Origin of the sequence: Streptosporangium jomthongense, from assembly GCF_042650425.1 — a bacterium.
In the GTDB taxonomy this organism is placed as follows: Bacteria; Actinomycetota; Actinomycetes; order Streptosporangiales; family Streptosporangiaceae; genus Streptosporangium.
This window is the reverse complement of the sequence record NZ_JBHSBC010000023.1, coordinates 85,489-112,169: the sequence shown is the minus strand read 5'-3', so window position 1 is coordinate 112,169 and position 26,681 is coordinate 85,489. Positions and strand designations below refer to the sequence as shown.

30 protein-coding genes and 1 tRNA gene are annotated in these 26,681 nt (G+C 66.3%); 23 read left to right on the top strand and 8 right to left on the bottom strand.

Annotated elements, in window-relative coordinates; genetic code table 11:
- The first annotated feature begins 15 nt into the window (after positions 1 to 15).
- Complete coding sequence (locus ACFOYY_RS23990; protein WP_386192211.1) at positions 16 to 777, top strand: class I SAM-dependent methyltransferase; 762 nt, start codon at positions 16 to 18, stop codon at positions 775 to 777.
- 300 nt (positions 778 to 1,077) lie between these two features.
- On the opposite strand, the gene ACFOYY_RS23985 is transcribed toward ACFOYY_RS23990, so the two are convergent.
- Entirely contained in the window at positions 1,078 to 2,124 is a 1,047-nt protein-coding gene (locus ACFOYY_RS23985) for a methyltransferase (protein ID WP_386192208.1), read from the bottom strand.
- Positions 2,125 to 2,475: 351 nt separating this feature from the next.
- Here ACFOYY_RS23985 and ACFOYY_RS23980 point away from each other — a divergent pair, with 351 nt between their 5' ends.
- From ACFOYY_RS23980 to ACFOYY_RS23965, 4 genes are all read left to right on the top strand, one after another.
- A complete protein-coding gene (locus ACFOYY_RS23980) occupies positions 2,476 to 2,604 on the top strand; it encodes a hypothetical protein (protein ID WP_386192205.1) in 129 nt (42 codons plus the stop codon).
- 302 nt (positions 2,605 to 2,906) lie between these two features.
- Positions 2,907 to 3,218, top strand: a complete 312-nt coding sequence (locus ACFOYY_RS23975) for a DUF6355 family natural product biosynthesis protein (protein ID WP_386192202.1) — start codon at positions 2,907 to 2,909, stop codon at positions 3,216 to 3,218.
- 289 nt (positions 3,219 to 3,507) lie between these two features.
- Positions 3,508 to 4,353: an IS5 family transposase gene (locus ACFOYY_RS23970; protein WP_386192387.1), complete on the top strand. Its 846-nt coding sequence runs from the start codon at positions 3,508 to 3,510 to the stop codon at positions 4,351 to 4,353.
- 256 nt (positions 4,354 to 4,609) lie between these two features.
- Positions 4,610 to 5,029 (top strand): hypothetical protein, encoded by a 420-nt coding sequence (locus tag ACFOYY_RS23965; protein WP_386192199.1) that lies wholly within the window; start codon positions 4,610 to 4,612, stop codon positions 5,027 to 5,029.
- Positions 5,030 to 6,950: 1,921 nt separating this feature from the next.
- Here ACFOYY_RS23965 and ACFOYY_RS23960 read toward each other — a convergent pair.
- The 5 genes from ACFOYY_RS23960 to ACFOYY_RS23940 form a co-directional block, all read right to left on the bottom strand.
- A complete protein-coding gene (locus ACFOYY_RS23960; RefSeq protein WP_386192196.1) occupies positions 6,951 to 7,232 on the bottom strand; it encodes a hypothetical protein in 282 nt (93 codons plus the stop codon).
- 485 nt (positions 7,233 to 7,717) lie between these two features.
- Positions 7,718 to 8,335 carry an HNH endonuclease gene (locus ACFOYY_RS23955; RefSeq protein WP_386192384.1) on the bottom strand — a complete coding sequence of 206 codons (618 nt, stop codon included), beginning with the start codon at positions 8,333 to 8,335 and terminating at the stop codon, positions 7,718 to 7,720.
- Positions 8,336 to 8,500: 165 nt separating this feature from the next.
- Positions 8,501 to 9,778, bottom strand: coding sequence for an AAA family ATPase (locus ACFOYY_RS23950; RefSeq protein ID WP_386192193.1), 1,278 nt, complete (start codon positions 9,776 to 9,778; stop codon positions 8,501 to 8,503).
- A 432-nt stretch (positions 9,779 to 10,210) separates the two neighbouring features.
- Complete coding sequence (locus ACFOYY_RS23945) at positions 10,211 to 10,888, bottom strand: HAD family hydrolase (RefSeq protein WP_386192190.1); 678 nt, start codon at positions 10,886 to 10,888, stop codon at positions 10,211 to 10,213.
- Entirely contained in the window at positions 10,885 to 11,733 is an 849-nt protein-coding gene (locus tag ACFOYY_RS23940) for a GntR family transcriptional regulator (RefSeq protein ID WP_386192187.1), read from the bottom strand. Before ACFOYY_RS23940 ends, ACFOYY_RS23945 begins: the two co-directional genes overlap by 4 nt.
- Positions 11,734 to 11,982: 249 nt before the next feature.
- On the opposite strand from ACFOYY_RS23940, the gene ACFOYY_RS23935 reads away from it, so the two are divergent.
- The 15 genes from ACFOYY_RS23935 to ACFOYY_RS23865 all read left to right on the top strand — a co-directional run bounded on the left by ACFOYY_RS23935 (position 11,983) and on the right by ACFOYY_RS23865 (position 22,479).
- Complete coding sequence (locus ACFOYY_RS23935; RefSeq protein ID WP_362774798.1) at positions 11,983 to 12,114, top strand: hypothetical protein; 132 nt, start codon at positions 11,983 to 11,985, stop codon at positions 12,112 to 12,114.
- Positions 12,111 to 12,683, top strand: coding sequence for a hypothetical protein (locus ACFOYY_RS23930; protein ID WP_386192184.1), 573 nt, complete (start codon positions 12,111 to 12,113; stop codon positions 12,681 to 12,683). Before ACFOYY_RS23935 ends, ACFOYY_RS23930 begins: the two co-directional genes overlap by 4 nt.
- A 17-nt stretch (positions 12,684 to 12,700) precedes the next feature.
- Positions 12,701 to 12,871, top strand: a complete 171-nt coding sequence (locus tag ACFOYY_RS23925; protein WP_386192181.1) for a hypothetical protein — start codon at positions 12,701 to 12,703, stop codon at positions 12,869 to 12,871.
- Positions 12,872 to 12,982: 111 nt separating this feature from the next.
- A complete protein-coding gene (locus ACFOYY_RS23920) occupies positions 12,983 to 13,531 on the top strand; it encodes a WhiB family transcriptional regulator (protein WP_386192178.1) in 549 nt (182 codons plus the stop codon).
- Between the two features lies 1 nt (position 13,532).
- Positions 13,533 to 13,814, top strand: a complete 282-nt coding sequence (locus ACFOYY_RS23915) for a hypothetical protein (RefSeq protein WP_386192175.1) — start codon at positions 13,533 to 13,535, stop codon at positions 13,812 to 13,814.
- 1 nt (position 13,815) lies between these two features.
- A complete protein-coding gene (locus ACFOYY_RS23910) occupies positions 13,816 to 13,989 on the top strand; it encodes a hypothetical protein (RefSeq protein WP_386192172.1) in 174 nt (57 codons plus the stop codon).
- Positions 13,986 to 14,501, top strand: a complete 516-nt coding sequence (locus ACFOYY_RS23905) for a Pycsar system effector family protein (protein WP_386192169.1) — start codon at positions 13,986 to 13,988, stop codon at positions 14,499 to 14,501. Before ACFOYY_RS23910 ends, ACFOYY_RS23905 begins: the two co-directional genes overlap by 4 nt.
- A 12-nt stretch (positions 14,502 to 14,513) precedes the next feature.
- The gene (locus tag ACFOYY_RS23900; RefSeq protein ID WP_386192166.1) at positions 14,514 to 15,434 is read left to right on the top strand and encodes a hypothetical protein; all 921 of its coding nucleotides are present in this window, start codon (positions 14,514 to 14,516) and stop codon (positions 15,432 to 15,434) included.
- Positions 15,434 to 15,718: a hypothetical protein gene (locus ACFOYY_RS23895; RefSeq protein WP_386192163.1), complete on the top strand. Its 285-nt coding sequence runs from the start codon at positions 15,434 to 15,436 to the stop codon at positions 15,716 to 15,718. Before ACFOYY_RS23900 ends, ACFOYY_RS23895 begins: the two co-directional genes overlap by 1 nt.
- Complete coding sequence (locus ACFOYY_RS23890) at positions 15,715 to 15,990, top strand: hypothetical protein (protein ID WP_386192160.1); 276 nt, start codon at positions 15,715 to 15,717, stop codon at positions 15,988 to 15,990. Before ACFOYY_RS23895 ends, ACFOYY_RS23890 begins: the two co-directional genes overlap by 4 nt.
- On the top strand, positions 15,987 to 16,373 hold the full coding sequence (locus ACFOYY_RS23885) for a hypothetical protein (protein WP_362774768.1): 387 nt from the start codon (positions 15,987 to 15,989) through the stop codon (positions 16,371 to 16,373). The genes ACFOYY_RS23890 and ACFOYY_RS23885 overlap by 4 nt, the downstream gene beginning before the upstream one ends.
- On the top strand, positions 16,373 to 18,418 hold the full coding sequence (locus ACFOYY_RS23880; RefSeq protein ID WP_386192156.1) for a hypothetical protein: 2,046 nt from the start codon (positions 16,373 to 16,375) through the stop codon (positions 18,416 to 18,418). The genes ACFOYY_RS23885 and ACFOYY_RS23880 overlap by 1 nt, the downstream gene beginning before the upstream one ends.
- Positions 18,419 to 18,738: 320 nt before the next feature.
- Positions 18,739 to 20,706 (top strand): DUF3987 domain-containing protein, encoded by a 1,968-nt coding sequence (locus tag ACFOYY_RS23875; RefSeq protein ID WP_386192153.1) that lies wholly within the window; start codon positions 18,739 to 18,741, stop codon positions 20,704 to 20,706.
- A 196-nt stretch (positions 20,707 to 20,902) separates the two neighbouring features.
- Complete coding sequence (locus ACFOYY_RS23870) at positions 20,903 to 21,094, top strand: helix-turn-helix transcriptional regulator (protein WP_386192150.1); 192 nt, start codon at positions 20,903 to 20,905, stop codon at positions 21,092 to 21,094.
- On the top strand, positions 21,091 to 22,479 hold the full coding sequence (locus ACFOYY_RS23865) for a tyrosine-type recombinase/integrase (RefSeq protein WP_386192147.1): 1,389 nt from the start codon (positions 21,091 to 21,093) through the stop codon (positions 22,477 to 22,479). The genes ACFOYY_RS23870 and ACFOYY_RS23865 overlap by 4 nt, the downstream gene beginning before the upstream one ends.
- Before the next feature lie 117 nt (positions 22,480 to 22,596).
- On the opposite strand, the gene ACFOYY_RS23860 is transcribed toward ACFOYY_RS23865, so the two are convergent.
- Positions 22,597 to 22,681: transfer RNA gene (locus ACFOYY_RS23860), tRNA-Tyr, on the bottom strand.
- A 278-nt stretch (positions 22,682 to 22,959) separates the two neighbouring features.
- On the opposite strand from ACFOYY_RS23860, the gene ACFOYY_RS23855 reads away from it, so the two are divergent.
- On the top strand, positions 22,960 to 23,454 hold the full coding sequence (locus tag ACFOYY_RS23855) for a YajQ family cyclic di-GMP-binding protein (protein ID WP_352010809.1): 495 nt from the start codon (positions 22,960 to 22,962) through the stop codon (positions 23,452 to 23,454).
- A gap of 460 nt (positions 23,455 to 23,914) precedes the next feature.
- Here the strand turns inward: ACFOYY_RS23855 and ACFOYY_RS23850 are convergent, their stop codons facing one another.
- Positions 23,915 to 24,310 carry a cupin domain-containing protein gene (locus tag ACFOYY_RS23850; protein ID WP_352010810.1) on the bottom strand — a complete coding sequence of 132 codons (396 nt, stop codon included), beginning with the start codon at positions 24,308 to 24,310 and terminating at the stop codon, positions 23,915 to 23,917.
- Between the two features lie 339 nt (positions 24,311 to 24,649).
- Here ACFOYY_RS23850 and ACFOYY_RS23845 point away from each other — a divergent pair, with 339 nt between their 5' ends.
- Both ACFOYY_RS23845 and ACFOYY_RS23840 read left to right on the top strand, forming a co-directional pair.
- Positions 24,650 to 25,612, top strand: a complete 963-nt coding sequence (locus ACFOYY_RS23845; protein WP_352010811.1) for a GlxA family transcriptional regulator — start codon at positions 24,650 to 24,652, stop codon at positions 25,610 to 25,612.
- 60 nt (positions 25,613 to 25,672) lie between these two features.
- Positions 25,673 to 26,680 carry a hypothetical protein gene (locus ACFOYY_RS23840; protein WP_386192142.1) on the top strand — a complete coding sequence of 336 codons (1,008 nt, stop codon included), beginning with the start codon at positions 25,673 to 25,675 and terminating at the stop codon, positions 26,678 to 26,680.
- Position 26,681: the final 1 nt, after the last annotated feature.

Here is a 26,681-nt window from a genome sequence, read left to right as displayed (position 1 = left end):
AAAGATAGTGAGGAGATGACCACCGAATCCCGCGCCCATTCGTTCAACGCGGCAGCCGCCCAGTACGAGGCGAGCCGTCCTTCGTACCCTCCCGCGCTCTTTGACTTCATTGAGGAATCACTGGGCCGTTCACTGGCGGGTGCCCGTGTCGCGGACATCGGCGTGGGAACGGGAATCGCGACCAGACTCCTGAGCGAGCGGGGCGCCGACGTGATCGCCGTCGAACCCGGTGAGGCGATGGTCACCGAGTTCCGCCGGACGCTCCCTGACGTGCCGGTCGTCCGGGGCGACGGCAACGCCCTGCCGCTGGCCGACTCCTCTCACGACCTCATCACGTACGCGCAGTCCTGGCAGTGGACCGACAGCGAGCGTTCTGTCCCGGAAGCGCTGCGTGTCCTGCGCCCGGGTGGCGCGCTCGCCCTGTGGTGGAACACCAACGCCTTCGACATTCCGTGGATCCGCGCTCAGGACGAGCGCATCGCGCGTCACTGTGGAGTGCCCCCGCACCCTGTGACACGTCCCGACGACGGCGAGGCCATCCGGCTCACCGGTCTGACCGGCCTACGGGTCGTCCGCCGACTGCTCCGCTGGCAGCGGACGGTCTCCTTCGACACGCACCTCGCCAACATCGGCAGTCGCTCGGCGTTCCTCGTCCTCGACCAGGCCACGGCCCACGCCTTCTTCACCGAGGAGCGTCAACGCCTGCACGACGCCTTCCCCGACGAGACCCTGGAGGAGACCTACGTGGTCGATCTACTGGTGGCCACCCGTCCGTGACCTCCCAAAGGTGGGCCGCCTGTGACCGCACGAGTTGAAACCTGGGACGGCCCGGAGCGCTTCGAGCACCACCCTCTCCCCGCGACGTGCGGGATCCGGGAGAAGCTCGCCGACCGCTCCCGCCTGCCAGGAGACGGACCGACCGCCCCCCCTGTCCGTACGACGGAGACACCTGGAACGCGTGCCGGTGCCCGTTGACGTCGTCGCTCAGGCAGATCGGCTCGACCCCGCGGGGCGGTGGCGGCGGGCAACCGCACAGGAGTTCTCACCCGCTCGCCGGAGGCTCGGCGCGGGCCGGGATCAGCCGTCCGGGTCCTTCGGAGTCGCCTCCACGACGGACAGGACGGTACCGGTGGGGACGACGCGGGACAGCCGCAGATCGGCCGCCTCGAAAAGCTGTGAGAACTCCTGCGCCGTGCGCTCACGACCGACGAGAGAGGCCATCAGCAGAAGGTCGACGAGCTTCGCCTGGTGCGGGGCGTTGCCGGGGGGAACGACCGCGTCGATGACCAGGATCCGCCCGCCCGGCCGCATCGCCGTACGGCAGTTGCGCAGAATGGCCACGCACTGGTCGTCCTCCCAGTCGTGCAGGATGCGCTTCAGCAGGTAGACGTCCCCTTTGGGGACCTCGGTGAAGAAGTCCCCCACGGCCAGTTCCCAGCGGCCACGGGTCTCCGCCACGTCCAGCAGGTGGTCTCGCAGGACGTGCTCGGCGTCGAAGAGCACGCCCCGCAAGCCGTCCCTCCGGCCCAGCACCTCCCGCAGCAGCCCGCCCTGGCCACCCCCGACGTCGACGACGACTCCCGATTCGGGGAATTCGCAGGCCGCGGCGATCGGCGCGTTCTCCTGGGCGGACATGGCCGCCATCCCATGGTGGAAGATGGCCGCCGTCGCCTGATCTTGTGCGAAATGGTCGAAGAACGGCATGCCGAAGATGTCGTCGAACGCCGGACCGCCCTGCTGCAGGCAGCGTTCCATCTCGCCGGCGGGCCGCCACATCGACTGGTCCGTGAGCATCAGTACGGCCGACCGCGCCGACAGGGGCGCGTCCGTGCGCAGCGCGTCCCCCGCAGGGGTGAGGCGGAACCGGCCGTCGTCCAACTCCTCGAAGATCCCGCGGGTCACCGACACCCGCAGGGCCCGGTACAGGCTCCGCGCGTTGACACCCGTACGCCGGGCCAGGTCTTCGACGGTACGCGGACCGTCCGCGAGATGGTCCGCCACGCCGGTCGCGGCCACGGCCCGCAGGGCGGCCGGGTAATAGAACGTGAGCGCTTCGTCGATCAGGAAGGACGCCGACGTTCGGCCGTCGGCGGTCGCGCTGTCCTGTTCGTGGCGGCCTTCCATCGAGGTGCCTCCCCTGGTGGGATCTGCGTGTCCTTCGCCGGCGCGACGGAACACGCCGTCCGCCGACGCTGCGGTGTGGGACCTCGTTCGAGCCTATGGGCCTGCCGGATCTTCAACCATTGGTCCGGGGGGCGATATACGGCTGCACCACGAGTGAGCATAGTGTCGCGCGAGTCACCGTGGGTGCTCAACGATTTCCGGACAGTCAGGCGCATAACCTGACAGAGAGCCTGGAAGAGATAGGTACGCGACGCGACGTCGCAGGCGGTTCTCGCCCGAGTTCAAGGAGGAAGCCGCCCGCATGATGCTGGACGGCCCCGCACGGTCGCCTCAGCGGCCCGCGAGTCCGGCATGAACCCCACCACCCTCGGTAGCCGGGTCAACGTGCACAAAACCATCCACCCCTCGGCCGGCCGCACCGGCGTCCGCTGCGACAACGCGATGGCCGAATCGTTCTTCACCGCGATCAAAACCGAGTAGCCGGACCGGTTTGTCTTCTTAAAGACCAGCACCGACCGGCAAACCGCACATCGGCGACGGCTCCACCGTTGGCGCCGAGACAGGAACAGGCACCGATACCCGGTGAACGCCCTCATTGCCTGGGGTGCCGTCAAGCGAACCACCGCTCCGAAGACGTTAGTTCTCACAGGGCAGGGGCAACACGGCCGAGGGACTTTGGCAGAAAACCTTGACTGTTTGGCAGGAATCACGGTGGAGCAACCCAAATCCCACTGGATACTGTGGATGAAATTACGCACGACGCGAAGGGAAGTGAAATACGAATGCTTACCCGGATCCTCAAGACGGTTGGCGGCACGCTAGCCGCCCTGGCACTGACCACTGCTCCGGTATACGCCAACGCCATCACGACCGCCGGCGACCCGGGCGGCGCGAGGGCGCTCGTCGAGTGCGGTTACGACGAGGTCGGCGGGAGTGCCTATTACACCCACTGCAACTCAGATGTCAATGTCCTTATCCGTGTCGAACGGCACTGGGACCTGCCTGGATACGACCAGTGCGTACGTCCGGGGTCAACCTTCCTTGGCCTTACATACGAGATCAAGTTCGCGTGGTACAAGGGCGTTCTTTGCTGAACCGGTCATTGAGGTGATCTCAGCGAAATAGCTCGAACGACTGGATTTGTTGGACGCGGACTTCCGGCCTTCGAGAGATATTACCGAAGGCCGGAAACAGGTACGGAGCCCGAGTCAGAAAAGGGTCGTCTTCACTACTGCCCGGTTGATGACGGCCTTGGAACGCATGGCCCCACTCGTACGCCTTGTCCACGTCGATGCCGTAGTTCTGGGCGACGATCAGAGGGTGTCTGAAAAGCTGGCGTTCGCGTAACTGTCCGGTGGTCTGTCGGTGCGCGTTGCCGGCCCCATGCCCGACCCCCGACGCCCTTATCCAACCGATCTCACCGACGCTGAGTGGGCGCTGCTGGAGCCGCTGATTCCAGCCCCCAAGCACAACGGACGCCCAGCGGTGCACCCGCGCCGGGAGATCGTGAACGCCATCTCCTACTGGCTGCGGGCCGGCTGCGCCTGGCGACTGCTGCCGCACGACTTCCCGCCGTGGCAGACGGTCTATCACTACTGGCGCCAATGGCGGATCGCCGACTTGTGGGAAGACGTCCTGGCCAGGCTACGGGAGCAGAAAAGACTCGGCCAGGGCCGCGATCCCACACCAAGCGCCGGGGTCATCGACAGTCAGAGCGTGCGCGGTACCGAACGCGGCGGTCTGCACGGCTACGACGGCGCCAAGAAGGTCCTGGGCGTCAAGCGGCACCTGCTGGTCGACACGCTCGGCATCGTGCTGGGCGCCTGTGTGAGCCCGGCCAACGCTGATGACCGGGACGGCGCGATGGCGGTGCTGTCGCGCAGCATCGACCGTTTCCCGCGGCTGCATCATGTGTGGGCCGATCAGGGCTATCGCGGAATCCGGTTCATCGGCTGGGCGCAGGAGGCGCTCGACGTGGCCGTGCAGATCATGGTGCGCCGCGACGGCGGCATGCGCTCCACCTGGGCCAGGAACGACCCACCGCCACGCGAAGTACCGCGTATCGGGGTGATCCCGCGCCGCTGGGTCGTGGAGCGGACCTTCGCCTGGCTGGGCCGCTATCGGCGGCTGCCACGCAACTACGAGTACCTGATCAGAACCTCCGAGAACGTCATCTACACAGCCACCTGCATGCTGCTCCTACACCGCCTCGGAACACATCGATCATGACTTTTCAGACACCCTCTGAGACCGTTGACCCTCGCGTGGCGGTCAATCCGCGGCGGGCTCAGGAGCTCCTGACCATGGTCACCCACGTGGGCGGTCGCGGCCGGGGTCGCCGGCCATGGTGCTGTTCGCGCACATGTGTTACGCGGCCCTGCGCCCGGCCGAGGGCGGTCGGCCTGCGAGTGCGGGACTGCCACCTTCCGCTCAAGGGCTGGGGGCGGCTGACGGTCGACGTCTCCCGTCCCGAGGTCGACACGCGGTGGACCGACAGCGGGGACTCAAGCATCGAGGGCGTGACGACGTACGGCCGGTACCGATCCCGCCGACGCTGGTCGAGATTCTCCGGGAGCACATCGCCGAGTACGGCACCGGCCAGGACGGGCGGCTCTTCCGGAGTGAGCGCGGCGGGGTGGTCGCCTCGACGGCCTACACCGAGGTCTGGCAGGAGGCCAGGAAGCTTGCTCTCACTCCTGCCCAGGTGGCCTCTCCCCTGGCTCGCAGGCCGTACGACCTGCGGCACGCGGCGGTGTCGCTGTGGCTCAACGCGGGTGTCCCCGCTCCCGAGGTGGCCGAGCGGGCCGGGCACAGCGTGGACGTCCTGCTGCGGGTCTACGCCAAGTGCCTCGGCGGGCAGAAGGACGTGGCCAACCGACGGATAGACGACGCACTGGCCGCCTGAGCTGCCTGCCGTACGACCAGGACCCCGGGGTCCTTTGGCGTTCCGGGGCCGATTCTCGCCCCGGCACTGCCCGGAAACCCCGGCTCCACCTGGGGAAATGCCTTCAAGATCATTGCACGTATGTCGGTGGAGCGGTGACATACGGCTGCTCCTGGCCGCGTACGACCGCATGTCCCGGAAAAGCAAAAGAGCCCCTCGCGGGGCTCTGAGCTGCCGTTTTGGCTGGTGGCAGGTGCAGGACTTGAACCTGCGTAGGCTGAGCCGACGGTTTTACAGAGCCCTGTCTAATGAGGCGCCGCGCAGTACTTGACGTGCCAAAACGCAGCAGCGACGAACGGACAAGCACTTACGGCGACGCGCATACGACACAGCCCTTCCCAAAGACTGGCATCAGCTGGGGGCTGATGAGAACCTCCGCCCGTCCGCTGAGCAGGTCATCCACCAGATGGTTGCGAACCCTCGTAGGGCTGATGAGGACATGGGTCACATCAGACCGGCCGAGCGCCAGTAGCAGCTGCGAACCCTTGTAGGGGCGATGAGCACTCCCGATCTCCTATGGCCCCCACATCCCCGAGGTGATGTTGCGAACCCTCATAGGGGCGATGAGGACCCGGAAGGGGAGACAACCCTCTGCGGTCTACCTCTGTTGCGAACCCTCGTAGGGGCGATGATGACGGCCCCACGACGCCTCATGGTGAGGATGGCCAACAGGTTGTGCACCCTCGTAGGGGCGATGAGGACCTGGCGACCGGGTCGAGTTCAAGGGCTTCGGCACCTTGTTGCGAACCCTCGTAGGGCTGATGAGGACCCCGATGCCGGTCCCGATGGCCGATGCCCGCTTCTAGTCGCGAACCCTCGTAGGGCTGATGAGGACGACCACAGAGACACTCCTTGACCTTGAGCGCCATAGGACGTTGCGAACCCTCGTAGGGCTGATGAGGACCCATTGAACTAAAGTCGCTTAGCTGGCCATCCTGGATTGTTGCGAACCCTCGTAGGGCTGATGAGGACCCCAATGTAAAGCCCCAGCTCAGCAGCCGGATCATCGGGGAGATTCGAGGCTATTTTTCAGCGAACCTCCGGTAGAGCAGAAACCCTGGGAGGTTCGCTGAAAACCTTTGGCGCTTCATCTTGCCACGGCAGAGAACTGGCTGCCCTGCTATGACCTGAGCCTAGGGAGGATTTCCAGGCATGGAGGCTACCGGCTTGCCTGGCATCGGCAGGGCAGTGTCGTCAAGCTCCTGGTGGCCCGATCGACGTGGGCGAGCCTGCCCGACCCAAGGCAGAGGCGCCAAGTGCATCCACGGCCAGCCGGGCGAGGTGATGCGCCGGATCTGGGACGCGACCAGGGCCTGAAAACTTCGGTACGTATTCGGCACAGGCTCCCGTAGGGCGCCGTCGACAGTCAGGAACAGCCGGACATGACGAAAGAGCCCCTGACCGGCATCTCTGCTGGTCAGGGGCTCTTTTCGCTGCTGGTGGCAGGTGCAGGACTTGAACCTGCGTAGGCTGAGTCAACGGTTTTACAGTCCCAGCGCAGAAATGCTCTGACCAGCAGCGATGCGCTCCTAAGGAGCGATCTCGGCACGTATTCGGCATGGCCGAGCTCGACAACCAACCACCCTTGGCCGGTCCCATCGCCATGCACGACACGATGCAGGGATTATGAGACATCCACGCAGTCACAACGAGACGCACCCCCTACCTGCGCAAACGCCTCTGTCGCCGAACCGGCGCACCCACCTTGGGAAGGCATTGGGAAGAGCCACCGCCACAGGCGTCCGAAGCCTGGCGACGACCGGCACGCACCCGAGAAGCCAAGCGACGCCCAGACCATCTGTCGCACGGTAATCCAGCCCATGAGCGGTGCGTGCCCCCTCCCTGTTTCGAGTGGAGACCTCGCACTGACATTCCCATGAGCTCACCGGCCGACCAGGTGAAGATCGCCTCCAAAGCTCCAGGCGACCACACTTCCCGTGTCGAAGACGAACTCCGCCTCCATGCACTGGTCGTAAGCCTCGGCGTCGAATCTCTCGATCACCCGCACCAGCCGTTCACCGACATGGCGTACGAACGGAACCCCGTTAGGCGCCAGTACGACATCGACCCGGCTGCCGAGCTCCGGCATCGTGTAACTCTCCTCGGGCTCGTCCAGCGTGATCCGCAGCTGCCAATCGGAGGCGACACGGACTAAGACCGTCATCGACTCCAGTCGAAGGTAGACATCGACCAGCTCCGGGGCATCGGACCTATGAGTGACCAAGCTCGCGCTAACCCCGACCAGATACCGGCGCTCTACACAGGAAAGATCCACCGCCCCATCATCCCTGAACTGGTTCGAGTTATTCCCTATCTCTTCCTTCGTAGCGCGGAAATGATCAATTCGAAAAGCACCGCTTCAGGAGAGCGGTGGCCATACGGCCGTCCGATATGGGATGAGCTGCGCAAACATTCCATGCAGGCCTGCGGTGTTTGATCGTGCTGCTTTATCCCACTGCTGTAAATAGCACCCTGGCGGACGTCCCACCCGTCATTTGACGGCAAGGGGACGCATAACGCAGGGCTGCCAGGCCCGAGGAACGGAAGCCCCGCAATAGCAATTGCTGTTGCGGGGGGTCACCCAACATCACTGCTGTCATAACATGCCAAACATCCAGCAAATATTACATCGATCGACCCGCTAGACTATTACATCAAACTTGCGATACTCACATCGATAGGCTTATCGACATAAGGCCATCGCATTGCAAATGATATGAGCCTCCGATTGAGGTGAGGGAATGAGCATTTAAATGAAGAAAAAGGATCCTCACGGCTCCCCTCCCATGCAAAAAGCCACAGAGAGACGCCATAGTCATCTTCGGCCACTTCCTGTAGCAGCCGCTCCCATGCCTCCGCCTTTTCTTCTCGATTCAAAAAATCAGCTACAGCACGACGTAGTCGTTTTATTACCCTTAGTCGCCCTTCGCTGATCGATTCGTTCAACAGACAGTGAAGAACGTCTAGCGTCGCTTCACCAATTGGGTCATAATCTTCTTCACTGTAACGAGGGGCAATCAGCCCTGTGTGCACATCAAGAATAAGGTGCTTCCATGGATCCCTAGTGGAAGGATCAAGAAGTAGGGGATTTCCAGAGCTATCAGTGGGAAAGCGGTCAGACTTATGGCGGTTGCAGTTAGGGCAAACAAGCAACCAGTTTTTCCAAGTAAACGTTAGCGAATGCTTAAGTGCAATAGGCCAATAATGGTCAACGTCAGCCCCTAGAGAGTCTCCACAGTAGAAGCATCGCGCTCGCTTTCCGCTCATCTGCCCCAGCGCATTCAATGCATTCGCAGAAAACTTTGTTCGTCGAAAATTATTCCAGCATCTACGCCCTTCTTCTTTGGAGGTAACCGCTTTTGAGCGCCGATACAACTCCACCCTCAGGTCCAGGGGGAGCATAGGCCGGTAGAGTCGTCGCATTGGCCTCGTCTAGTTGTCTTCCGCGAACAGGGAGACGTAACCGAGCTCCCTTGCCTCGTCTTCTGTTAGTCCCTTTGAGATTCTCTTAGCGACTAGACGCGAGTGCTTTCTTCTAGCTTCGACCGCACGTGGCGATCGAGTATTTGTTAACCCAAAAGCAGGTGTGAGAAGAATTTGATCAGGCTTTCCTGTGATGATCCGAACATAATCATCATCCGAAAGAATGAACGGGTTCCCGGCACCGACAGGAGGCATATGATAGATCCGCTTACCGTCAGCAGCTTGACATACCAGTGGGCTGTGTGTAGTAACAATAAATTGCACTGCAGGAAAATGGCTCTTAAGCCAGAATCCAATCTCCCTCTGCCATTCTGGGTGAAGGTGGGCATCTACCTCATCAATAAGCACTACGCCGGGACGATTAACATACGAAGAACCGTCTGGATGGTGAGATACCAGATTCTCCACACCGTAGGCGTCAACCATGTGGCGGAATATATCAATTAGCATAGCGAGAGCAGCTCGGTATCCCTCGCTCATATCAGATAGCGGCATTCTTCTACCTGATGAATCTCGCAGCCACATGCCTTCTGAGTTCACTTCTTCGATGGTGATTCCTTGACGCAAGAAATCATCCCCTAAAATTTGAAGAAGAGAGTCTAGGGTGGCGCTTTCCTCCTGTCGAGACTCTAGCTTTCTATACTTTAGCTGCTTGACCCACTGTTCACACTCCCCCAGGGTTGCATCCTCTTTAAACAATGTCGCGAAGCGCGGGATTCTCCCAGGAATTACCATAAGGCGCTGGGCATCAGGAGAACTTCCATAAAGTCGCCTAAAGGGTCCGTATCCGAGCGCAAACCAACCCGGTGTACCCGCAGACCAAGGACCGTTGAACGCCCCCTTCCTTTTTTTCCGAAAAACATCCGTCGGAGACATTTCCCATACGCCTGCCTCTTTTGAAATCTGGACTTCAGCCCAGAAAGTAGACTGCGTCGGTGTGCCACCTTTAGCAGTCCGATCGATCTCATGATCGGGCTTTACTTCGACAGATATTGTCCCTATTTCCTCACCTTCGGTGACCCATCCGCGAAGATCCTGAATTAGTCCGCGGGCCTGGTCGGGCCCCATCAAAGCCAAGCAAGTCGCTTTAAGGAACGCGGTTTTTCCAGTGCCGTTATCCCCTGTCACAACGGCCCAACCTGGAAACCTTTCTCCATCTGGACATAGATCCAGATCGGCAACCTCGAAACCCTTTATATTTTTGAGGACGACACGACTTATGTACATGCCCCTACTTCCACGCCGCTCCGAAACGGTAGCGAATCTACTTGATGAGGATAGGCTAGTATGCCCTTGACTCGTTGTCTCCTGGTATAGCGTTGCCGAATTGTATCTCAGGGCCATATGTACTTCTAGAGTGTAGAGTCCCCTGAAGTGCAACAAACTAGATCAAATGCCTTCGTTCCCTACGAAACATCCCATATCGGCAGCACCACAACGTAGAAACATCCGTTTTTTACCCATTTGTGAAGACAAGGCTCCGTCATGATCACTACGGTGTCCTTGGTATCAGCGATCTCAGCATCGATGAGCCGGCAAGTGCGTGGATAGTGCGGGACCGCGATCGCCCGACGCTCAGCAAGGCGCTGAAGGGCGGATCGTCTTTAATACTCGTGCAGAAATTTCTCATTCAGAGGCGTGTCCTGTGTAGCTCGCAGCTCAGGTCAGAGCATCTGCGATGACCTTCATCGACCCCACGACCGCCACAGCACCGGCCGCTGCCAAAGAGCTGTCTTTCCCTGGCTTGTTGGCGTACCCGACGGTGGATACGTCTGCAGCGTCACCGGCTTCGACGTCTCGTACGGCGTCACCGATAAAGACACACTCCGCAGGGACGGAACCAGCGACATCCATGGCGTCCAGCAGCAGCCGTGGACTCGGCTTCATCGACGCCGGATCACCCGGGACACGGCCGAAGACACCCGCCACTTGGCTATTGAGACCGCGCGCGTTCAGGTAGGCCCGGATCGCACTGCTCGCGTTGTTGCTGACCAACCAGACAGTACGGCCAGACTCGGCACAGGCTCGGAGAACAGTCTCTCCCCCGGGTGTTGGGTGGGCGAGTTGGACGGCTTCCTCTTCCAGCCGCGTCAGCGCCGCATCCGCCATCGCCACGAGGTCTGGCCGTTCGATGCTGATGCGCCGCAGAAGGGCGAGCGGGTCGGTCTCGCTCTCCCAGCTCGTCGACGCCCTTTCTCCGTTGGAGAACAGGGCCGCGCGCAGGCGCTGGGCGACCTCCGGTGCGGGAAGGCCGGCGAAGACTGAGCAGATGGGGCCGTCGAAATCGATCAGGACGTGTTTCACCGGCCGCAGCACTTCCGCAAGGTCGGCGTTCATACGGGACGCTCGTAGGCGATGGTGGTCCACACGCTGTCGAACCAGACTTGAGCCTGCTGCACGTACTGGGAGCCCAGGGAGGCGTCGTCCGGGCCCGCGGAGTGGTGGAACAGGGTGGTGTCCTTCCCGGTGACGTCGTAGAAGGTGTGGCTGTCGCCGTCGATCGTCAGGGACCGTTCACGTAGCGGGTAGAACCCGAAGAAGGCTTCGGAGCGGTTCAGGATGTAGAGCTTGAACAGGCTCGACGCCTTGTGCACCTTCACCTGGACGCTCGCCGACTGGACAAGCCCGAGTTCGGCGAGGACCTCGACCGAGTGCGCGATGCCGCCGGCGTTGGTCAGTGCGATGGTGCGGGCGCGCTCCCGAAGCGCGGCCTCGTCGCGCAGCTCGTCCACGAGGACGGGTACGGCCATCGGCGCCGAGGTGTCCGGCAGCAGCAGCCGCACGCTGATCGTCTCCGGGGCAAGGCGGCCTGAGCGGACCTTGTCGAGCGGTTCCTGCATCGCGTTGTGCAGCGTCTCGCTGGAGAAGCCCGAGAAGTCGATGGTGACGTGCGGCTCGGCGAACGCGGCTTCCAGGTGCGGACGCAGTCCGACCGGCCGTTCCGTCCGCTCCCGGACGAAGGATCCGCTTCCCTGCCGGGTGACGATCAGCCCTTCGCTCCTGAGGAGGTCCAGGGCCTTGTCCACCGTTCCGCGGGCCACGCCGTAGTGCTTGGACAGCTCTGGCCCTGAAGGAAGTTTGTCGCCGGGCTGGAACCCCTCTCTCTTCGTGAGGATCGCGGCTCGTAGAGAGCTGCTGACCTGCTGGTATGGCGGGCGAGGGTCGTCCGGGTCGAGGCTCATACCCCAATGCTAAGCCACATGCCCAACACAGCCGAGATGCTCAACTCTGTTGACCTGCCTAAGCAGGTTGTCTATGTTGAGCATGTCGCCACCGCGAGGAGCGGAAGCGGCTGGAGGGGCCTTATTTGGGCTGCTCAGAGCATGGAAAAGGCTTCCGGCAATCGCGCCGAAAGCCTCAAAAACTGGGGCTGTCCCCATCCGCCAAGACCAGGACAGCCCCGCGACTCCTCGACAAGGAGCACACCAATCATGTCCCACAGAACGACTCTGCTGATCGCGCTCCGGGGTCCCTGTCACTGCTGTGGCGGCGAGGGGTGGATGACCTCCACCCAGAAGTGCGGGGTGTGCGAGGGCACCGGTCAGTGCGGCAGGCAGCGGTGAGTAACCTGCGTCACGCCTACTTCAACTGGTGTCCTGTCGGTCATCTGCCCGGCTGTCGCCGTCCCGCCTGGGACGTGCAGACCCTCCGCCTGGAGCGGCCCGGTGGGATGAGTGAGCTGGGGATGCGGGCGGTGTGCTGGTCGTGCGGCACCGTCCACGACCTCACCGCCCACATCGCTCCCGACACCGACCCCAATCCCGACGTCGACGTCAACGAGATGCGGTCGGAGGCGCACCTGCGGCTGACCGCGACCTGGGTCACCGGGTACGGCCAGCCCGCTCTCCGGTCGGCTGGGCTGTGGCTGCACCCCGGCCCGGCCGTCCTGCGCCGCATCGGCACCCCGCCGGACCCGGTCGGCTACCTCGTCACCACCACCCCCGCCGTCCCCCGCACCGCCACCGACGTCGCCGGGGTCATCACCCGCCGCCGCGGCCCGCGCGGCGGGGTCGTGTGGAGCGCGGGCGTCGGCTACGACCCGCCCACCGCCACCCGGCACGGCCTGCCCTCCCGGACAGCTGGGGCCCGCTGGATCGCCGCCACCATCACCGCTCAGACCACCCGCCCGTAACCGCGAAGGAGCACGTCATGGGCAAGAAAGTCGACTTCGCCGTGTACCGGACCAACCACGACGCCCGGTTCACGATGGCCTACACCTGCGTGTGCGGTCAGCCGACCATCGGCTACAGCGACGACCTCAAGGGCCTGTTCACCGGCGAGTGCGCCAACGGCCACTCCTCCACCGTGATGGCCAGCTGACCCGCCGGACCTTCTCCGTTGCTGGTCCGGGGCGGCTCGTTTCCGCCAAGTCCCGACGCCGCCCCGGCCGGCTCCTTTTCCACTCTTCAGTAGTCAGGAGTTCTCGCCATCATGGCAAATCTCGTTCGTCTGCACACCACCGAGCCGATGCGGCACACGGTGGGGGTTGAGCCCATCACCGAGGGCCTGCGTCTGCGGGACCCGTCGCTGCCCGCCGCGGCGCGCCTGGCCGTGGTCGAGCGCACCGGTGGCCGGTTCGGCGCGGTGTGCACCACCGACGTGACCAACCACAGTGGCGCCGACCTGGGCGCCATGGCCCGCGTCTACGCCGCCGCCTACGGCGCCCAGGCCCTGCCGCCCCTGCACCCGTCCCGGATGACCGACGAGCAGCTCGCCGCAGCCTGGCGCATCGAAGGAGAGCCGCTGGCCCCCGAGTGCGCCTACGACCCTGAGATGCACACCGGCCCTGAGCACGGCGCCGAGACGCCCGGCGAGCAGGCCGCCCGCGAGGAGATCGGCCGCGAGGTGTGCGCCACCTGCCCGGCGCTCCTGCTGTGCGGTCTGTACGCCGCCGAAGTTCGTCCCTCCTCTGGGGTCTGGGCGGGCCGTACGCGCGAGCAGGTCGACCAGGTGGCCGAGTTCGGGCAGCGGGTGGCCTGACATGGAACAGCGTTACTTCTCCGTCCTGGCCCCGGCGCCGTGGAACAAGTCCGGCACGACCCGCGTCACGGTGCGCACCGGCGGCTCGTACGCGGTGTACCTGTGCGTCGGCAACGCCCGACTCGGCCTGAACGCCGACGAGGCGTGGGCGCTGTGGACCGCGATGGGCACCGCCCTGGCCACCACCTTCGGCCCCATCCCCGACTGGGCCACCCAACAGGCCGCCAGCAAGCCCGCCCCCACCATCTCCACCCCGGCCCCGACCAGCGACAAGGAGGGATGAGGTGAGCATGACCCGCTTCCAGTGCTCGGCCTGCTCGCGCCGTCACACCGCGCTGACCGGCTGCCCACGCTGCACCGACAGCGTCGGCCAGATCCAGCGCTGTCCGACCCACGGTGCTCGTTTGTCGGCCCAGTGCGGCGCCTGCCGCGCCCTGACCCGATCCCGTGGCCGGTGATCGCCGTGACTCACTCCACGATCCCCACCGCGCCGATGTCCGGTCGCGCGGTTGCCGCGCTGCAGCAGGAGGTAGCCGCGGTGCGGGGTGAGCTGGCTCGGGTGGATGCCAAGTGCGCCCTGCTGGTTTCCCTGGCCGCTGGGGGACTCGCCCTCGTCGCCACCGTCGACCTCCCGGCCGACGTCGTCGGGGCGGTGACTGTTCTGCGGCAGTTCGCCGGGGTCCTGTTCGCCGCTGCGGTGGGGGTGGTGCTGGTCGCGGTACTGCCTCGCATCCCCCGCCGTGGCGGTACAGGGTTCGTCGCCCACGCCCGGCACGCCTGCCCGGCCGACCTGCTCGCTTCCCTCACCTCTGGCGCCGACGGCGCCCAGGAGGAAGGGGAGCGGTTGTCGGCCGAGGTGTGGCGGCTGTCTCGCCTGGCTCTCGCCAAGTACCGGACCATCCGCGTCGCGGTGTGGCTGCTGATCGCCGCGACGACCACCGTGCTCGTCGCGCTGCTGATGAGCCGCTGAAAGGAGGCCGTCATGACCACTATCCCCCTTCCCGCTCCGGAACCGGATGAGGTCGCCCGAGGGCTGGCCGCGCTGGAACACCACCTCGCCCAGCAGCTCCCGGCCCTCCCCGACTCCGACGCACCCGGCCGGACCGGCCAGGGAGAGGTCAGTGGGGAGACCGCTCGGGTTCGGCGGTTGCGGGCCGAGGTCGCCGAGGCCCGCCGCCTGGCCGAGCTGCAGGACGATGACACGCCGTTGCTGGTGGAGAGTGTGCGGGTGCGGCGGTTGCGGCAGGCCGCGCACGAGGCCGGACGGCTGGCCGAGCTGGCCCAGGACCCCGCCATGCGGATCTACCAGAGCATGCGGGTCCGACGGCTGCTGGTCGGCGTGGCGCTGACGTCGCTGACGCTCGCGCTGGCCTGGTCCACCGCAGGTGTGCAGACCTTCGCCGCCGACGGCGCCCCTGTCGGGTCGCCGGTGTGGTGGTTCGCCTGGCTGGTCGAGCCGTTCCTGTCGCTGGCCCTGCTCGTCGTGGTCGGCGCCCGCGCCTATCTAGGCACCCGAGGCCATGTGCTGGACCACCCGACTCTGGTCAAGGTCGAACGGCTGTTCCTGGCCCTGACGGTCGGCATGAACGCTTGGCCGTACCTGCCGCTCGTCGCCGAGCCGTTCAATCTGGCCCGGCTGGTGCTGCACATCCTCGGCCCCGTGGTCGCGGTCGCCATCACCACCGCCCTGCCGGTCATCCTGGCCGCCTTCTCCCACCTGGACCAGCCCGCCCCTACTGGCCCTACGTACTGGGCAAACGCCGAACTCGTGAACCGGGTCCGCGCCCTGATCCAGGCCGGGGAACTGCCTGACAGTCCGAGCGCGACCCGGATTCAGCGCACCCTGCGCTGCGGGATGGACGACGCCCGCGCCATCCGTGACGCCCTCGCCGGGGGTGCCTGATGACCACCGTCGCACCTGTCCGGCACCGGCCGACGATCACCCGCACCGCCGGGGAGCTCAGCACCGTCTACCGGTTCGTGTGCCTGTGCGGGGCGGCCGGTGAGGAGCACGCGGCCCGCCGCATGGCCCAGGTGGACCTGAACGAACACGTTCTGTCCCTGCCGAAGGTGCCAGCCACTGAGCGGTGCCAGGCCCCGCGTGCTCACGGCCGGTCGGTGTGGGAGTCGTGCGGTCTGTGCGCGAACCAGGGGACCCTGTTCGACCTGGCGGGGGTGGATCGGTGAGTGTGCGTCCGCCCCGGGTGGTCTACGTCATCACCGACGCCCCTCCCCGACCGCTGCACGAACGCGTGCGGGACCTGTGCCTGAGCGTGCTGGCCTGGCTGCTGATGGCGCTGGCCGTTCTCGGTCAGGCGCTGGGGCTGCTGATCGGCGCGCTGGACGCGCTGATCGCCGCCCGGCTCGGTACCCGCCGTATCGCCTACCTGGCCCGTCTGCTGTGCCAGGCCATCCGTGATTCCCGCTCTCACCGTTTCGGAGAGGACGACGACCTGTGAGCGACAAGCCTGGCCGTAGCCGCATCCCTGAACTGTCCAACATCCCCTGGCAGGGTCCGGTGGCCATCACCAACTACGCCAAGGTCGGCCGTGACCTGTGCCGGGACCTGGGCGAGGAACTCACCCTCGGCGCCGACGAGCTCTACGCCGTGCTCATCCGCTCCTTCAAGGGCCACCCGGTTCTGAGCGTGTTCGGGGCGCCGGATGTGCGCATGCGCGCCCGCCGTGTGGTCAAGCGGCTCAAGCGCGCCGCCGAACTGCAGAAGGGTTCCGGGGTGGAGCTGGTGAAGTTCCACGCCCAGTTCCGCAAGGAGTTCGTCGACATCCTCCCGCAGGCCAAGCCCGAAAAGCGGCGTGCCGAGTTCAACTGGAACGACGTCTGATGGCCCGTCACGCGCAGCACGCGCCCACCGTCATCCCGGCCGTGCCGGACAGCCCGGGTTCCTGGGAGCAGGTCGCCACCCGCGAGGTGTCCAAGGCACTGCTGTACTTCCCGCCATGGCTGATCGGTGTTCTGCTGTTCGGGCTCGGGTTCGTCTTCCATGTCACTCTGCGCTCCGATGACCCGCAGGTGGTGGCGTGGACCACCGCCCTGATCACCGGGTGTGTGATCGGACTTACCGGCCTGACCTGGCACCAGTCCCACGCCCGCAGCCCCGTCGGCCGGCTGCACACCACCCTGACCACCCTGGCTGGCGGGCTGTGGGTGTGCGCGGCCACCATCAACGGCCCCACCTCCACGGTGACCGGCCGGTTGATGCTGGTCGGCGGGGTCACCATGGCCCTGTCGTTCAACATCCGCACCGTGATCCGCACCAAGCAGATCGACGTGGCCGGGGCCGTCACCGACCCCTTGGGGTTCCTGTTCGGCCGCGGCGCCACCGCCGCCGGGATGCACGCGGTGCAGGCGAGGACCACGCGGGCGAGCGCGCACAAGGTCGAAGGGGCGGTACAGCTGGAGGCCGGACGGCAGACCGCTGACGACCTGACCAAGAAGCTCCCCTACGTCGAGTCCGGCATCGGCCTGCCACCCGGCAGCATCACCACCAGCGTCGACCCGGACGACGCCAGCAAGGCCAGGGTGGTCATCTCCGATCCGCGGGTGATGAAGAACCCGATCCCCTGGCCCGGCCCCTCGGCGCCCGGTTCGTCGATCTCCGATCCGATCCGGCTGGGGCTGTGGCAGGACCTGGACGAGGTCGCCTACGTCATCACCGGCCATCACCTGCAGGTCATGGGCAAGACCGGCGCGGGCAAGTCCATCGGCGGTGCGTGGAACTTCTTGGCCGAGGCCGTCACCCGGGACGACGTGGCGGTGTTCGCGATCGACATCACCAAGGGCGAGCAGACCCTCGGCCCGCTCAAGGCCGCGCTGCACCGGTTGGAGACCACCAAGCAAGGTGCCCGTCAGCTGCTGGGCGAGATGCAGGCCAAGGTCAAGGAGCGCACCGACCAGTTGGCCGCCAAGGGCCTGCAGAAGTGGGTCAAGGGTTGCGGCCTGACCTACTGGATTCTGTGGCTGGAGGAGTTCCCCGACATCTTCGACGCCCTGTCGGACAAGGAGCAGGAGCAGTTCCTGAGCCTGGTCAAGGCGATCCGGTCGGCGGGCGGCACGGTCGTGCTGAGCCTGCAGCGTTCGGACTACACGCAGATGCCCACCTTGGCGCGTGGGCAGCTGGCCAAGATGTGCTTCGGCGTCGACTCGGCCGCCGATGCGTCCTTCGGCCTGTCGGAGCAGCAGGACGACGCCGGATGCCGCCCCGAGCTCTGGTCGAACAAGCAGCCCGGCATGGCCTACCTGGACGCCCCCAGCATCCCGGACGAGCGGATCACGATGCCGATGCGCACCTACGCCTGGGGACTCGACGCGAACGGGGCCTTCAACGACGAGCGGGCCAACGCCGCGCTGCGCGCGCACGCCGCCGCCTTCCCGGCCGCCTACAAGAAGGTCGATCCCGGCACCGCGACCCTGTCCCGGCTGGACGCCTCCGCGCTGACCAGCCCCGCCCCGCTGCCCGCCCTGGACGCTCCGGAACTCCCGAACGACGAGGACGCCGACGACGAGGAGGTGAGGAACGTGGCCGCCGAGTACCTGGCCACCGACGACCCCGACCCGGACGTGCAGGCCGACCTGGACGACGAGATCCCCGACATCCCCGACGGCGAACCGCCCATGACGTTCGCCGCACCGGATCGGGAGATGACGCCCGAGGAGCGCGGCGCTGCACTGATGGAACGGCTGCAGGAGCTGTGGGACGACGGCGCCCGAGACTTCTCCTCCGGAGACCTCAAGCCCCTGTGGGAGTCGACGGACGTCTCCCGCTCCTGGGTGCAGAAGCAACTCAAGCGGCTGGACAAGGCCGGGGTGCTGGGCGGCTACGACGATGAGGCCCAGCGCTACCTGATGCCGACCCGGCCCGAGGTCTGACCACCCCTTCCAGTGATCGCGTGGCACCCCCTCGGGTGCCACGGCGGGGGTCTGGGGGAGGGAGTTACAGGTCAGACGGGGTGCCACGCATCGTGGCACCCCCCGTGGCACCTCGTGTGGCACCCCCGTGGCACCCAGCGTGGCAGGGGCGTGGCACCCCTCCGTGGCACCCCGTGGCAGCAAGATCAAAAACTTTTTGGCGCGCATCCCACGCGCAGCCGTACGCGCGAGACGCGCCCTTGCTCTCTTCCATCGACAGGAGACCCACCCATGCTCGCTTTCCCGTACCTTCCCCGCGCCGTGCAGACAAGGCCGACGGCATGAGCACCTCGGCGGGCAGGCTGCGGGTGATCCACCCCGGCGACGGGGGCGAGTGGGCGCAGCCTCTGCCGCACAACATCGAGGCCGAACAGTGTGTGCTGGGGGCGGCGATGCTGTCGCCGACCGCGCTGGCCGCGATCCGGCCACTGTTGGAGCCTGGGGTGTTTCACCGTCCGGCGCACGCCCGGATCTGGGAGACCATCACCGCGCTGGCCGACCAGGGGGCGCCCACCGATCCGCTGGCGGTGGGTGCTGCGCTGGGCCGGGACCTGGCCGCAGCCGGGGGTGCGCCGTATCTGCACACGCTAATCGCCATGGTGCCGACCGCGGTCAACGCCCCCTACTACGCGCACCTGCTGCGGGGGCTGGCCTACGCCCGCCAGGTCATCGCCTCCGGTACCCGCCTGGTCCAGCTCGGCCACGACACCACCACCGCCCACACCGAGGCCGCGCAGCTGCGGGCGGCCGTGACCGCCGAACTGGCCACCCTGACCGCCGTCGACGAGCAAGGGTGGCCGGAGCCGACACCGTTGTCGGCCGTGCGGGAGGCCGCGGCGTTCCCGGTGTGGGCGCTGCCGTCCTGGCTGGGCGAGTACGCCAGCGCGGTCGCCGAGGTCACCCAGACCCCGCCGGACCTGGCCGGGTGCCTGGCGTTGGCGGTGCTGGCAGTGGCCGCCGCCGGACGGGTGTGGGTGCAGGCGCCCGCCTGGCGGGAGCCGACCAACCTGTACGTCGTGGTGGTGCTGCCGCCCGGCAACCGCAAGTCCGAGGTCTACGCCCTGATGACCGCCCCCGTCCGCACCGCCGAGAACCACCTCGCCGAGGCGGCCCGGCCGCTCATCGTCGAAGCCGAACTCACCCGGAAGATCGCCGAGGCCGAGGCCGACAAGACCGCCCGCATCGCCGCCAACGCCGACCCCGACCGGCAGACCGAAGCCCTGGCCGAAGCCTCCTCCGCCGCCATGGCCCTGGACGGCCTGACCGTCCCGGCCGAGCCGAAGCTGTTCACCGCCAACGCCACTGTGGAACGCCTGACCTCGCTGCTGGCCGAACAAGGAGGCCGGTTCGCGGTCCTGGCCCCGGAGGGGAAGATCTTCTCCATCCTGGCCGGCCGCTACTCCGGAAGCCCCGACCTGGAGGTGTTCCTGTCCGGACACGCGGGCGAGGAGATGCGCATCGACCGCATGGGCCGCCCCTCCGAGCGCATCGAGTCCACGACCCTCACGCTGGGGGTGTGCGTGCAGCCGGGCGTGCTGGCCCGGCTCGGCGACACCCCCGAGTTCCGTGAGCAGGGCCTGCTGGGGCGGCTGCTGTACGCGCTGCCGACCTCGCTGCTGGGCTACCGCAAGGAGAACCCCGACCCCATCCCCGCCCAGGCCGCGCAGCGCTACGCCACCGACCTGACTGCGCTGCTGCTGTCCCTGCACGACCTGACCGAACCCGTCACCCTGCACTTCGACGCCGAAGCCGCCGAGGCCATCAGGCGGCTGCTGGCCGACACCGAGGTACGGTTCCGGCCCGGCGGGGACCTGCACCACATGACCGACTGGGGCGGCAAGCTCGTCGGCGCCACCATCCGCATCGCCGCCCTGCTGCACCTGGCCAAGCACCTACGCGACGGCTGGAACCGCCCGATCGACCTGGACACCTTCGCCGCGGCCTGCGAGATCGGCGAGTACTTCACCAGCCACGCCCAGACCGCCTACGACCACATCGGCGCCGACCCCGCCGTCGCCGACGCCCGCGCCCTGCTGGACTGGGCCGGCCGTACTGGAACGACTCGCTTCACCGCCCGCGAGGTCCTGCCCGCCATGCGCTCCCGGTTCGCCAAGGTCGCCGATCTGGACCCCGCCCTACGGGTGCTGGAGGCCCACGGCTGGATCCGGCGCCTGCCCGCCACCCCGCAAACCGGCCGGGGACGGCCCGCCTCTCCGGCCTACGAAGTCCACCCCTCAGCCACCGCGTGACGTCCGCCGAGGGTCACGCATCGTGGCCGCGCTCCACACCCGTCACCGGGTCTGCAGCACCGCAGCACGTCAGCAAAAAACAACAGAAATGTTTTTGCTGATTTCTGCTGAAGCGCTGCACCGCTGCAACCCCCTCCCCCACCCGAACGACCGTCACTCACCGCCACTGCCTACGGAGTCTGGAAGGACACGCCCCATGCCCAGGGCCAGCGCCAAAAAGATCACCGTTGACTACATCTGCAAGGACCTGGAGATCAGCCGGTCCACCTTCTACGACTGGCGAGCCAAAGGCCGCGCCCCCAAGTGCACCAAGCTCCCCAACGGAGCGCTGCGCGTCTACCTGACGGACTACGAGAACTGGCTCGCTGATCGAGAGGGCGCCGCTTGATAAACACCACCTACGACGTGCGCGTGTGGCGCGTCCTCACGAACAAGAACAAGGGCGGGAACACCTACACCGCCCGATGGGTCACCGCCGAGAAGTCATGGCGAGAAACGTTCACCACACGAGCGCTCGCCGAGAGCTTCCGTGCCGAACTACTCACCGCGATTCGGCAGGGCAAGGCGTTCGACCTGGCTACGGGGCGACCCGCCGAGTACGCCGGACAGCGTGGCCAGTCAGTCACCTGGTGGGCGCTGATGTGTGAGTACGTTGACCACCGCTGGGACGACGCGGCCCCGAACACTCGCCGCTCGATCGCTGATGCTCTGGCCACCGCCACGCTTTCCCTGGTCGCTTCCGGCGCCGGGAAGCCGTCCAAGCCGGACATTCGCCGGGCTGTGTCCAAGTGGGCCGCGCATAAGCCGCGCCGTACCGCCGGGGAGATGCCAACGGACATCGCCCGCGCCGTCGCGTGGCTGGAGAAGAACACGGTTCCCGTGGCCGCCCTGGCCGATGAGGCCGTGATCCTGGGAACGCTGAAAGGCATTTCCCGGACCCTGACAGGAAAGACCGCCTCGGGAACCACCATTGCCCGTAAGCGCGCGGTCTTCTACAACGTGCTGGATTACGCGGTGAGCCCCGCGAAGCTGCTAAGCAACAACCCGCTGATCAGCGTGAAGTGGAAGAGACCGAAGATCGCCGAGGAGATCTCTCCCCGCCGCGTGGTCAATCCGCAGCAGGCCGAAGCGCTGTTGACCGCGGTCGGGAAGACCATGGATCAGCTGACCGCGTTCTTCGCTGCCATGTACTACGCGGCCTTGCGCCCTGCGGAAGCCGTGGGCCTCACCCTCGACGAGATCGACCTCCCGGCCCCTGGGAACGGCGATGAATGGGGGTGGTTCCTGCTGGGCGATTCCGCCCCGGCTGTGGGAGCCGACTGGACAGGAAACGGCCAGCGCCGGGAATCACGGGAACTCAAACACCGGGCGCGCAAGGCCGTACGGCCGGTGCCGATCCCGCCGCCCCTGGTCGCCATCCTCCGAAGCCACATCGCCAAGCACGGCGTGAGCCCGGATGGTCATCTGTTCGTCGGCGAGCGAGGCGGCCCGCTGTCCGAGAGCGTCTACGGGCGCGTCTGGCAGAAGGCTCGTACGGCTGCGCTGGGTGAGGCAGAGGCCGCCTCACCGCTCGCCGAGCGGCCGTACGATCTGCGACACGCCTGCGTGTCCACATGGCTCAACGCCGGGGTGCCCGCAACCCAGGTCGCCGAGTGGGCGGGGCACAGTGTGAACGTGCTTCTGCGGGTCTACGCCAAGTGCATCGTGGGTCAGGATGCGACCGCTCGGAAGCTCATCAGCGCGGCGCTGAAAGCGTCTCACTCCGCCGACTGACGCCGACGCGCATACGACGCGGGCACCCGTAGAAGGCCGTTGACGGCCGGGGACAACCGGACATGACGAAAGAGCCCCTGATCGGCATCTCTGCTGATCAGGGGCTCTTTTCGCTGCTGGTGGCAGGTGCAGGACTTGAACCTGCGTAGGCTGAGCCGACGGTTTTACAGACCGCTCCCTTTGACCACTCGGGCAACCTGCCTTGTCCTCCGCCTGCGGCGGCGACAGGAAGAAGAATAGCGGACTTCCGGGTGTGACGTGACATCGGCGGAGACTGCCTACCGAAAGCCCGCCGTACCAGGACTTTTGCCGCCCGCGCCATGGGGGTACCGGCTGGGAACGAAGGGGATGACGGTTCACGTGGGGTGCTGGGCCCGGCGGTTTTCGACACCGTTGTCGTGGTGTTGGTGGTCACGTTCATCATGAGCCGACAGGTGAGGCGCTAGGGTCGGCAGGAGAGCTAGAGAGGACAGTCGACGCATGGCCGACAGCAGTTTTGACATCGTCAGCAAGATCGACCACCAGGAGGCCGACAACGCGCTGAACCAGACGGTCAAGGAGGTCGGGCACCGGTTTGACTTCAAGGGCACCGGCGCGACCATCGCTTGGTCGGGCGGGCAGAAAGCCATCGAGATCAAGGCTAACAGCGAGGAGCGCGCCAACGCCGTCCTTGACGTGTTCAAGGACAAGTTGATCAAGCGGGGGCTCTCCCTCAAGATCCTGGACGCCGGTGAGCCGAAGCTGTCCGGCAAGGAGTACCGGCTTGTGGTCACCCTCAAGGAGGGCATCGACCAGGAGTACGCCAAGAAGATCTCGAAGATCATCCGGGATGAGGGCCCCAAGGGCGTCAAGGCCCAGATCCAGGGTGACGAACTGCGGGTGAGCTCCAAGAAGAGGGACGAGCTCCAGGAGGTCATCGCCCTCCTCAAGGGCAAGGACCTGGAGATCGCGCTGCAGTTCACGAACTACCGATAGCGCCAACGGGTATGCCAGGGGCACATGGCCGAAGGCCTGTGCCCTGACCCGACGAAATCTCCGATCCGGCAGAACTCCGGCCCCACGGAGCCCCGCTTCGGCAAACCTCGGTCCGGCAGACCGGGACGCGCCCATCTGGACCGGTGTACGGCCTCAGCCGCGGGGAGATGGTGGCGCAGCCTCCACGCATTTCCTCCGGAAGGAAACCCGGCACGCCCGAAGAGAGGCCGCCGCGCCCTAAAGAGGTGTGGTGTGCGTCCACGATGACGAGGCCCCCGTACGGCGACCGTGTCCGTTCCGGGAAGAAACGCCCGACGAGAAGCCTGGTGTGCGTCCACGGCGACGAGGCCCGAAGTGGAGCCCCCGTACGGCGCCCCGCCCTCCCCACGACGGCGGCCGCGTCCGTGTGATGCCGGCCCCCGAAGGTTGACGGTTCTGTGCGGCATCACGGGTCTTCTGGTCAGGTGCCGAGGGGGTGGCCCGTCGTGGCGTCGATGTGGGCGGGGATCTCGGTTGGCCGGTCACCGACCGACGAGGTCCCGGTCGGCTCGAACATGAGGATCGCGGCGCCGGTGGGTGCCGACGGCCGGTGCTCCGTGCCACGGGGGACGGTGAACACCGAGCCGCGCGGGAGCCGTACCGTGCGTTCTCCGGTGGGTTCGCGCAGGCCGATGGTCAGTTCCCCGTCGAGCACCAGGAAGAACTCGTCGGTTTCCTGGTGGACGTGCCAGATGTGTTCGCCTTCGACCTTGGCGATCCGAACGTCGTAGTCGTTGACGTGCGTGACGACGCGGGGACTCCAGAGGGCGTCGAACGAGGTCAGGGCCTCGTCAAGGGCGATGGGTTCGTTGCTCACAGGTGAATCCTGGCCCACCGGTACGGCCGGGGCGAGTGCTAGGAATAGCACATGGCGCAAGAATCCTCGCACGCAGAGCAGGCAGAGCAGGCAGCACACACAATCTGCGAAGCGCACACAGAACGGGTGGCGCACACGGTTCGCGAAGCGCACGCGGAACAGACGGTGCATACGGTCCGCGAAGCGCATACGGAGCAGACAGCGCGCGCAGGACAGCCAACGCGCGTAGTCCGTAGAGCGCACACGGAACAAGCGGCACACGCAGCTCGTGAAGCGCGCACGGAACAGGCGGTGCGCGCGGTCCGCGAAGCGCATGCGGAGCAGGGCAAAAGACGAGCGGTGGGTGCGGGGGAGGCGCTGCACCGGGTTGTCGTGATCGTGGACGAGAACTCCAACCCGTTCGAGCTGGGGTGCGCGACCGAGGTCTTCGGTCTGCGCAGGCCGGAGCTCGGGCGTGACCTCTACGATTTTCGGCTGTGCTCGCCGGAGCCGCGTACGCCGATGCGGGACGGCTTCTTCACACTCACGGGCGTCGCGGGCCTTGAGGCGGCCGAGACGGCGGACACGTTGATCGTCCCCAACCGTCCCGACGTGGAGGTTCCCCGGCGGCCCGCCGTACTCGCGGCCATTCGGCGGGCGCACGCACGGGGCGCCCGGCTGGTCGGGTTCTGCAGTGGTGCCTTCACCCTTGCCGAGGCCGGGGTCCTCGACGGGCGACGGGCCACGGCGCACTGGCAGTGGGCGCACTCCTTCCGGTCCCGTTTCCCGTCGGTACGGTTGGAGACGGACGTGTTGTTCGTGGACGACGGCGACATCCTGACCGCCGCGGGGAGTTCGGCGGCGCTCGATCTCGGTCTGTACATCGTCCGGCTCGACCATGGCGCGGAGGTCGCCAACGCCGTGAGCAGGCGGCTCGTCTTCGCCGCGCACCGCGACGGCGGGCAGCGGCAGTTCGTGGAACGGCCGGTTCCCGACGTACCGGACGAGTCCCTGGCGCCCCTCCTGGCCTGGGCGCAGGAACGGCTGGACACCGCGCTCACGGTCTCCGACCTGGCGGCGCGGGCCTCGGTCAGTCAGGCGACGCTGCACCGCCGTTTCCGGGCGCAGCTGGGCACCACACCGCTGGCCTGGCTCACCGGGGAACGGCTCGACGTGGCGTGCCGGATGATCGAGCGTGGCGAGTCGCGCTTCGAGGTGGTCGCGCGGCGCAGCGGGCTGGGAACCGCCGCCAACCTGCGCGCGTTGATGCGCCGCAGGATCGGGCTCACCCCGCTGGAGTACCGGAACCGGTGGTGTGGCTGATCCGTGACAGAACCTTTCACCCGGAGGAGGCATCTACCTCGGTGACGAAAGGAAGACGCGATGTCCTCGATCCGCGGCCTGGCCGTACTCGCGCTCGGCACCGTGACAGCCACCGTGGTGGCCATGACCATGACCGTTCCCCCGGCGGAGGCCAGGACGGACGACCTGGTCCGGTACGCGTGGATCAAGAGCTGCGCCAAGGGAGACCACACGGTCCCCTGCGGGAAGTGGACGTTGACGCTGCGCAGCGGCAGGACCGTCAGGCTCGACGACGCGCGGGTCAATCCCCGGCGGGCCAACGGCACCGTGGACAAGGACGCGGGCACGACCTTCGCGGTCAGCGGTGACGGCCGGGTCGTGAACTACCTCAGGGGGGACGTCCTCGTCGTTCGTGACGTCACCAGTGGGAAGGTCGTCCCGCTGCCGGGAAGGGCCGCGACCCTGCCCAAGGGGCTCGACCAGGCCAGCGTGGACACCATGCTCTCCGAGGACGGATCGGCCGTCGTGATCGACTACCTCGACGACGAGGAGCGACTGCCGTCCCTGCTCGTCGACCGTGAGAGCGGGAAGATCGCCACGCTTCCCGCGAAGATCAACGTGATGGGCTTCAGCCCGGACGGACGGCACGTGCTCACCAGCCGCTACACCGATGACAGCACCACTGAGTTCGTGGTCTTCGACGGTGCGGGGCGGGTGACGGCCAGCCGGGTCGTGCCGCAGATCGTGGCCAACAACTCCCCGGTCGCGTTGGCGAACGACGGCACCACGACGGCGTTCGTCGTCACCGGGGCGATGACGAAGAAGGCTCGGCTGCACACCTACAGCCTGACCTCGGACACGGTCTCGGCGGCGGTACGGCTCGGCGTCTCGGTCAACGACGGCGCGCAGCGGCTCTCCTGGAACCCGGCGGGCGCGCTGACGCTCTGGACGAGCTTCAGCGAGGCCCACGGCGGACAGGTCACCTCGGCGGCGAAGCGTACGGTGAACGCGAGGACCGGCACCGTCCGCACGGTGGACTCCTTCCCGATCAAGAACGCCCCGTGGAGCTGGTGGCTACCCGGCGAGTGAT